1 pseudogene is annotated in these 254 nt (G+C 42.5%); it reads right to left on the bottom strand.

Annotated features, from left to right (window positions below):
• Positions 1–254 (bottom strand): annotated as a pseudogene (locus SB764_RS42530) (transporter); the annotation flags it as partial.

The raw sequence follows: 254 nt of genomic DNA on the forward strand, positions 1-254 counted from the left end.
CATTAGGTAATTTTTCCCATCGCGAAAAAAAATGGAAAAAAAGTTCGGTCCGGCTTCGACCCCGACGCAGAAAATAAACAGCATAAAGCCAAGATTAAGCGCATCGGTGTTAATGCTGAAATGTTGTTGGCCTAATAACAGCGATACGACTAAAACGCCAATGGAATTACCCAGTTGGATCGAACCAAGTCGTAACTTTCCGAGACATAGCCCAAGCGCGAGGACCACAAATAATAACAGAATGTAATTCCCAT

The sequence above is a fragment of the Paraburkholderia sp. SIMBA_027 genome (assembly GCF_046535315.1).
GTDB classification, from domain to species: domain Bacteria; phylum Pseudomonadota; class Gammaproteobacteria; order Burkholderiales; family Burkholderiaceae; genus Paraburkholderia; species Paraburkholderia tropica.